This is a genomic window from Isobaculum melis, assembly GCF_900111355.1.
GTDB classification, from domain to species: Bacteria; Bacillota; Bacilli; order Lactobacillales; family Carnobacteriaceae; genus Isobaculum; species Isobaculum melis.
In genome coordinates this window covers 25,470-33,488 of sequence record NZ_FOHA01000022.1, presented here as the reverse complement: position 1 = coordinate 33,488, position 8,019 = coordinate 25,470, and the positions used below count along the sequence as shown (strand labels likewise).

Here is an 8,019-nt window from a genome sequence, read left to right as displayed (position 1 = left end):
CGGGTCACCTTATTTGAGAAAGGCCTTGTTTTCTGCAGCTTTAGTAGCTTCACAACATGATCCTGTCTTGAAAGCTTTTTATGAGAAGAAACGTTCCGAAGGAAAACATCATCTCACAGCACTTGGCGCTGTCTCTAGAAAGCTCTGCTATATTATTTTTGCCATTTTAAAGAAAAATGAAGCCTATGAAATTCGGCAATAGAACAATTTAAATTATTGCTTAGCAAGGTCTATTTGTTGTGCACTTATTTCTATTATTCTGCTTACTCATTTTTCAGTATATTGGCTTGACTTTATATAGTTAGTCTTTCTTATTTTCCTAAACAAAATTGGCTAAATAGCTGCGTTAATAACTCATCCTGCACACTATCTCCAGTAATTTCTCCTAGTAAATCCCAACATCTTGTCATATCAATTTGCACCAAATCGACCGGCATCTCCGCATCAATTCCTACTACTACTTCATCTAAAGCAGCCATCGCTTGGTTTAATAAAGCAATATGACGCACATTAGATACATAGGTTGCATCTTTCTCTCCAGTTTGACCAGAGAAGAAGAGTGCCGCAATTTTACCTTCCAATTCTTTGACACCAGCTTGGGAAAGCAAAGAAGTCCTCACAATACTTGATGGGTCAACAACTTGTTCTAATTGCGCCACATCTAATTGATTCTCTAAATCCATTTTATTTAAAATGACAATCCGATTGCTCTCATTTGTTGCTTCAATTAACGCCCTATCTTCTGATGTTAAGGGCTCATTTTGATTAAAGACAAGCAGCACTAAATCAGCTTCTGCTAAAGCTTTACGGCTGCGTTCCACACCAATTTGTTCTACTAAATCCTCTGTTTCACGAATCCCAGCAGTGTCAATCAGCTTCAATGGCACACCTTGAACATTGACATATTCTTCAATCACATCGCGGGTTGTACCAGCAATATCCGTAACAATTGCTTTTTCTTCTTGTAGCAAATGGTTCAACAAGCTGGATTTTCCTACATTTGGGCGACCAATAATCGCAGTCGCTAAGCCTTCGCGTAAAATTTTTCCTTGTTTAGCTGTTTCTAATAATTGTGCAATATTGCCTCGTACTTGGACGGCTTTTTCTTTCAGCAATTTTGTGGTCATTTCTTCTACATCATCATACTCTGGATAGTCAATATTCACTTCCACCTGCGCTAAAGTGTCTAAGATAATTCCTCGTAAATTCCGAATCAAAGTAGATAAATTGCCATCAAGCTGACTTAAAGCAACATGCATTGCACGGTCTGTTTTTGCCCGAATTAAATCCATCACGGCTTCTGCTTGAGATAAATCAATTCGACCGTTTAAAAAGGCTCTTTTGGTAAATTCTCCTGGTTCGGCTAGACGCGCCCCATGACTTAATAAAAGCTGTAAGACTTGGTTCACAGAAACAATCCCACCATGACAGTTAATTTCCACAACATCTTCTCTGGTAAAGGTTTTAGGGCCTTGCATCACAGAAACCATCACTTCATCCGCAATCTCTTCTGTATTTGGATCCACAATATGTCCATAATGAATCGTATGACTAGGGACCTGCTTGATTTTTTTACTGCCTGAACGATAAACACGGTCAGCAATCTCAAAAGCCTCTGCTCCACTTAGTCGCACAATTGCAATCGCCCCTTCACCTGGTGGGGTTGAAATCGCAGCAATCGTATCAAATTCTAAACTCATGTTTTCACCTCATTTATTTTTTTGCAACAAAAAAGTGCCCACTCCACCCCTTGTTTATAAGGAGTGATTTCAGCACTTTGACTACTTATATCACTTGTTTCATACGTAATTTTATTCATTTCCTACTCGCACAAAATATACAGGAAATTTAGCCATTAGTCAATAGAAGATGTTTAGATAGCTTTTATTTGTCGCATTCAAAATAGAATAAGCAAATAAAAAGCTCACTTCATCTTTTTGCGTATCTATTAGATGAAGAGTACTTTTATTAAATTGACTTTTTATTCTATTTGTAGAAATGATAACTATTAAACTAATTTTTTTCTTTTTTTACTCTATTAGAAAAATAAGCAATACTTGTACCACCGATTAAAATAACGCCTATCATACTTGCTAGATAAGTAACTTTCCCACTAGTTTTAAGGAGGTTAGAAGGAGCATGATTTTCTTTTTTCAATATCTCATTTTGAAACTCTGAAACCGTTGCTTTTGTATAGATATGCAACAGCGTATGATTTGATGGTATGGCTACTGGTTCCGTCTGCTCTGTTTTTTCTGTTATTTTTGGTTCATCTATTAAATCATCTGATGAGACTTTCAAGTCAGAATCGGCTAGATTCACCTCTTTCTGTTTTTTTGCATAAATAGTATTATAAAATAATTTAGATTCAGCAAATACATTGCTAGAACGAACAAGTGTTGATACCAAAACAATCATCACAATTAAAACTACTCTACTTTCCCTCATCATTCCGCTCTCCTTCTTATGTATCACCTTATTATATCAAAAGAACAAATAGCATTACAATGATAAAAATTATTAGTAAAAAACAATTTTTTTCTTAGCAACATCTCAGTTTTAAATCCTTTCTAACAAAAACTTAATACTTTATTAATTTCCTCTTTTTATTATTAAGCGTAACGACTAAAAAAAGAGGGGTGTTTTATGAAAAAAATAAAGAATGTCGAACAAAATTGGGGGATTGCGATTTTATTAATCTGCTTTTGCTTAATCAGCTGTCTAGCAATTTATGCAGCAACACATACCTTATACTATGTGAAAATGCAGTTAATTTGGTACATAATAGGGAGTATTGCCATTATTTTATTAATGCAATTTAATGATGAAAAGCTTTGGAAAATTGCACCTTATGCTTATCTTCTAGGTATTTTTTTATTAATTATCGTTCTTTTCTTCGGTACAACGATTGGTGGCGCTAAGAGATGGATTAATCTTGGAATCATGAACTTTCAAACCTCTGAAGTGATGAAACTAGCGCTGATTATCTTTTTGGCAAGGGTTGTCACTGCCCATAATCGAGCTTATTTGAACCGGACATTTAAATCTGATAGTTTCTTATTGTTGAAAATTGGAGTGATTAGTTTGGTTCCTATTGTCTTGGTCATGTTACAGCCTGACCTAGGCACAACCATTGTTTTTTTAGCCTTAATTGCTGGAATTACGCTAGTTTCTGGTATCACTTGGAAATTACTATTTCCTATTTTCGCTTCATTTTTTTCAATTTTTGGTGGACTTTTTTACTTAGTTTTAGCTCATCGTGAGTGGTTATATAAGATTGGTTTTCATGCTTATCAATTTGACCGGGTCGACACTTGGCTGAATCCTTATTCGGATATGTCGGGTAATTCTTATCAGTTAACCCAAAGTCTAAAAGCGATTGGTTCTGGGGGAATGTTTGGTAAAGGCTTGGCGGTCTCTGAGGTGGTCGTACCAGAAAATCATACAGATTTTATTTTTACTGTTATTGGGGAGAATTTTGGTTTTATTGGCGGTTGCTTGTTATTGCTTTTATATTTTGTTTTAATTTATCGTTTTATTGTCACAATATTTGGGACTAAAAATGAGTTTTATAGCTATATTGTTACTGGTACTGTGATGTTAATTTGCTTTCATATTTTTGAAAATATTGGCATGACGATTGGGATTTTACCTGTCACTGGTATTCCACTTCCTTTTATTAGCTATGGCGGTTCTTCGCTTTTAGGGAATATGATTGCTACTGGTTTAGTATTGGCTATGAACTATCAGCATAAAGAGTATCCTTTTTCCAAAAAACATCAATTATTTTAAACTTTTTGGTTAAATAAAATCGCGCATCAGTTCACTAAATAGAATAAAAAGGACTTGAGAAAAATTTCTCGAGTCCTTTTTATTACAGCTATTTTTTACAATCACGAAAATACAACTAATTAATAATTGTAAAGTTAAATCACTTTGACTGTTTTCCACGGTATTTGGTTGGTATTCATTTTTTACAATCTATTAACCTTTTTTGATTTTCAAATTCTTTTCTCCGTAATCAACTAAAAAATCTCGAAATCTTCTTGTAGCTGGCGATAAATAATGATGCTTCAAATTCGCTATATAGAGATACCTTTCATATGTTGGGTTTGTTATATTAATTGCTTTTACTTGATAGTGACTAAGCGCTACGAGCCTTGGCATAATTGCAATCCCATAACCAAATGCAACAAATCCTGCCATTGTATGATCTTCCTCTACTTCATAGACAATATCGGGCGTGACATCCACTTCTGCTAGCATTTTATCAATAATCGGGCGAATACCACTTTTTTGATTAAATGCAATAAAGGGATAACCTGCTGTTTCAGCTAAAGAAACTTCATCATATTTTGCCAATGGATGATCTAGTGGTACAAGTAACACAATTTCCTGCTCTACAATTGGTTCAAATTGAATGGCATCATCAGGAACAATCATGGAACAAATGGCAATATCAATTTTTTCTTCTTTTAGTTCTTTCACAATATTTTTGGTATTGCCTTGGCTCAATGAAAATGATATTTTTTCATGTTGCTTATTTGCTTTAAATTCCTTTAAAAGCAGGGGGGCTAGATGCGGTCCTACTGTATAAATAAAGGCAAAATCAATATGTCCTTCATCTGGACTGGTCAATTCCTTAAGCGCCTGCTCCCCCATTTCTAATTCCTTTAAAGAACGTTCTACATAATTTAGAAAAAAACGACCATATTTGGTTAACCGAATATTTCTTCCTTGTTTTTCAAATAAAAAGGTGCCCAGCTCTTTTTCTAATTCTGCCATTGAATGGCTTAAGCTAGGCTGTGTAATGGAGAGAATTTCAGCCGCCTGTGTCATATGCTCGGTTTCTGCTAATACCTTGAAATAATTCAGTTGTTTTAAATTCATTTTTTGCTCTCCTTTTTTAATCTATAGTTTTATTCTATCAATAAACACAAAAACATGCATTAGATTTATTTATTAAAACAGTTTATATTTATATTGTGAAGTAACGCACAATGTCATTTGTGATAAATTGCACATAAATAAAATTGGAGGTATCACAATGAATCAATATCCAGAAATTTTTAAACCATTAACGATCAAACGGATGACATTAAAAAACCGTGTCATTATGCCACCAATGGGAACAAATTTTGCCAATATGGATGGTTCTTTCAATAATGAACATATTGAATATTATCGACAACGAGCGAAAGGTGGAACAGGGCTCATTACCTTAGAAAATGCTTGTGTAGATTTTCCCATGGGAACAAATGGCACGACTCAGCTTCGAATTGACAATGATCAATATATTCCTGGTTTATGGAAGTTTAATGAAACAATGCATGCTTATGGGGCTTGTACTTCTGTCCAAATTAACCATGCTGGGGCTTCAGCATATGGCTTAAGGTTAGAAGGCAATCAACCTGTTTCTGCCTCTAATATTCCTTCTAAAAAAGGAAATGCTGTTCCTCGCCCACTTGAAAAGGAAGAAATTTTGGCCATTGTGAAAAAATATGGAGAAGCTGCAAATCGCGCGCAACGTGCTGGCTTTGACTGTATCGAAATCCATGCAGGACATTCTTACTTGGTTAGTCAATTTCTATCTCCATTATATAATGTCCGAACGGATGAATTTGGTGGAAGCCCTGAAAATCGTGCACGCTTTGCCAAGTTGATTGTTGAAGAAGTGCGTCAAGCAGTGGGACCATTCTTCCCTATTTGTCTCAGATTTAGTGCGGATGAAATGCTTGAGGGTGGCAATACCTTAGAAGAAACTATGGATTTATTAAGTTATTTTGCAGATGAAGTGGATATTTTAAATGTTTCTGCGGCTTTAAATGATAGTATTCAATATCAAATTGATCAAATGAACTTGGCTGATGGTTGGCGTTCTTATATGGCCAAAGCTGTCAAAGAAAGATTTGGCAAAGTGACCGTTACATCTGGTAATATTCGTTCTCCAAAAGTAGCCAATGATATTTTAGCCAGAGGAGATGCTGATTTATTAGCTATGGGACGTGGCTTGATTGCTGAGCCAAACTGGGTCAATAAAGTGGCGCAAAATCAAGAGCATTTATTGCGTAAATGTATTTCATGTAATATTGGTTGTGCCGATCATCGAATTGCTAAGTCTCGTCCAGTCCGCTGTACAGTTAATCCAGATGTGATTCATGAGGATGCTTATAAAGAAGAGCAAATTAAGCATGACTTACAAATGGTGGTGATTGGTGGCGGTACAACCGCTCTTGAAGCTGCAACTTCTGCTGCTGAAATTGGTGCAACAGTGACTTTATTTGAAGAGAAGCCTTATCTTGGTGGTTTAGCTCGGGAAATTGCCCGTTTACCAGATAAGAAGCGAATTGATGATTATGTCACTTATTTAGAAGCAAGAGCAAAAGAATGTCCTAGCTTAACGATTCATTTAAATACACGTGCTGATTTAGCAACTATCCAACAGTTAAATCCAGATTTAGTTGTTAATGCAACTGGTGCGAAGCCTTTATTACCACCAATTTCAGGCTTACATGAAACCTTAGCATTACCAGATCGTCAGGTCTACTCAATCTTTGATTTATTACACAATATGGAAGATTTCCAAGAGTTCGAAGGAAAGCATATTGCTGTTATTGGTGGTGGTGCTGTTGGGCTAGATGTTGTAGAATATTACGCAGAGCGTGGTGCGGCATCTGTTAGTATTGTAGAGATGCAACCGGCGCTTGGGAAAGATCTTGATATGATTACTAGAATTTCTATGCTGGATATTATTGAAAAGCATGGGGTAAATGTTTATACGAATACTGCGTTAACTGAAGTAACAAATGATCATTTCAAAGTGATGCGTGATGGCGAAGAAATGGCGATTCCATTTGATTTAGGCTTTGTTTGTTTAGGAATGAAGGCTGATAATCCTTTAATGGAACAATTAACCGCTTTTGGCGCTGAAACAGGTGCAACAATTGCTAATATTGGAGATAGTAAGCTTGCACGTCGTATTTATGAAGGGGCAAGAGAAGCTAGAGATATACTCACAACTGTTCATCAAGTGGATGCACAGAAAAATATGCAAGAACAATTCTAAGGAGGAATTACGATCATGACAGAAAGAATTACAGGACACACAGAATTAATTGGTTTAATTGCTACCCCAATCAGACACAGCTTATCACCTACCATGCACAACGAAGCTTTTGCAAAATTAGGTTTAGATTATGCTTATCTTGCCTTTGAAGTCGGAAATGATGAGCTACCGGATGCGATTAAAGGAATTAAAGCGTTAGGTTTACGTGGTTCAAATGTTTCAATGCCAAATAAACAAGCTGTGATTCCTTATTTAGATCATTTATCTCCAGCTGCTGAAATGGTTGGGGCTGTCAATACAATTGTGAATGATCAGGGTGTTTTAACAGGACATATTACTGACGGTACTGGCTTCATGAGTGGTTTGAAGCAATCTGATGTGAATATCGTTGGAGAAAAAATGACGATTTGTGGTGCTGGTGGTGCTGCAACTGCGATTTGTATTCAAGCTGCTTTAGATGGTGTGAAGGAAATTGCTATCTTTAATCGTCAAGATGCTTTTTATGAAAATGCAGCACGTACGGTTAAAATGATTAATGAAAAAACAGATTGTAAAGCAACTTTATTTGATTTAGATAATCAAGATGCTTTGCGCAAAGAAATTGCGGAAAGTGCAATTTTTGTCAATGCAACTGGTGTTGGTATGAAGCCTTTACAAAATCAAAGCTTGATTACTGATTCAACAATGCTACGTCCTGAATTGGTTGTTGCAGATGTTGTTTATGTACCAAGTGAAACAAAATTATTAGCTTTAGCAAAAGAACAAGGCTGTAAAACGGTTAATGGTTTAGGGATGATGTTATGGCAAGGCGCTGCTGCCTTTGAAATGTGGACAGGACAAGAAATGCCTGTTGATTATATCCGCGAATTACTATTCTAACAGCAAAAATCCACAACAGTGTTTCATGTGAAACGCTGTTGTGACCTCTTTAAAACTTGTGAAAAAATGAACAT

Annotated in this window: 7 protein-coding genes; 4 read left to right on the top strand and 3 right to left on the bottom strand. The window is 35.9% G+C overall.

Features of this window, described 5'->3' with window-relative positions:
* On the top strand, window positions 1-202 hold a 202-nt coding region (locus tag BMW29_RS12400), incomplete at its 5' end, for a transposase (RefSeq protein ID WP_143047370.1).
* Between the two features lie 109 nt (window positions 203-311).
* Here the strand turns inward: BMW29_RS12400 and mnmE are convergent.
* Both mnmE and BMW29_RS12390 read right to left on the bottom strand, forming a co-directional pair.
* Complete coding sequence (gene mnmE / locus BMW29_RS12395; RefSeq protein WP_092653834.1) at window positions 312-1,700, bottom strand: tRNA uridine-5-carboxymethylaminomethyl(34) synthesis GTPase MnmE; 1,389 nt, start codon at window positions 1,698-1,700, stop codon at window positions 312-314.
* 313 nt (window positions 1,701-2,013) lie between these two features.
* On the bottom strand, window positions 2,014-2,448 hold the full coding sequence (locus BMW29_RS12390; protein ID WP_092653832.1) for a hypothetical protein: 435 nt from the start codon (window positions 2,446-2,448) through the stop codon (window positions 2,014-2,016).
* 198 nt (window positions 2,449-2,646) lie between these two features.
* Between BMW29_RS12390 and rodA the strand changes: the two genes are divergently transcribed.
* Window positions 2,647-3,792 (top strand): rod shape-determining protein RodA, encoded by a 1,146-nt coding sequence (gene rodA, locus BMW29_RS12385; RefSeq protein ID WP_092653830.1) that lies wholly within the window; start codon window positions 2,647-2,649, stop codon window positions 3,790-3,792.
* A gap of 192 nt (window positions 3,793-3,984) precedes the next feature.
* On the opposite strand, the gene BMW29_RS12380 is transcribed toward rodA, so the two are convergent.
* The gene (locus BMW29_RS12380) at window positions 3,985-4,890 is read right to left on the bottom strand and encodes a LysR family transcriptional regulator (RefSeq protein WP_092653828.1); all 906 of its coding nucleotides are present in this window, start codon (window positions 4,888-4,890) and stop codon (window positions 3,985-3,987) included.
* Window positions 4,891-5,047: 157 nt separating this feature from the next.
* On the opposite strand from BMW29_RS12380, the gene BMW29_RS12375 reads away from it, so the two are divergent.
* Together BMW29_RS12375 and BMW29_RS12370 are read left to right on the top strand one after the other, a co-directional pair.
* Window positions 5,048-7,066 carry an NAD(P)/FAD-dependent oxidoreductase gene (locus BMW29_RS12375; protein WP_092653826.1) on the top strand — a complete coding sequence of 673 codons (2,019 nt, stop codon included), beginning with the start codon at window positions 5,048-5,050 and terminating at the stop codon, window positions 7,064-7,066.
* Window positions 7,067-7,081: 15 nt separating this feature from the next.
* Window positions 7,082-7,945, top strand: coding sequence for a shikimate dehydrogenase (locus BMW29_RS12370; protein WP_092653824.1), 864 nt, complete (start codon window positions 7,082-7,084; stop codon window positions 7,943-7,945).
* Window positions 7,946-8,019 lie beyond the last annotated feature (74 nt).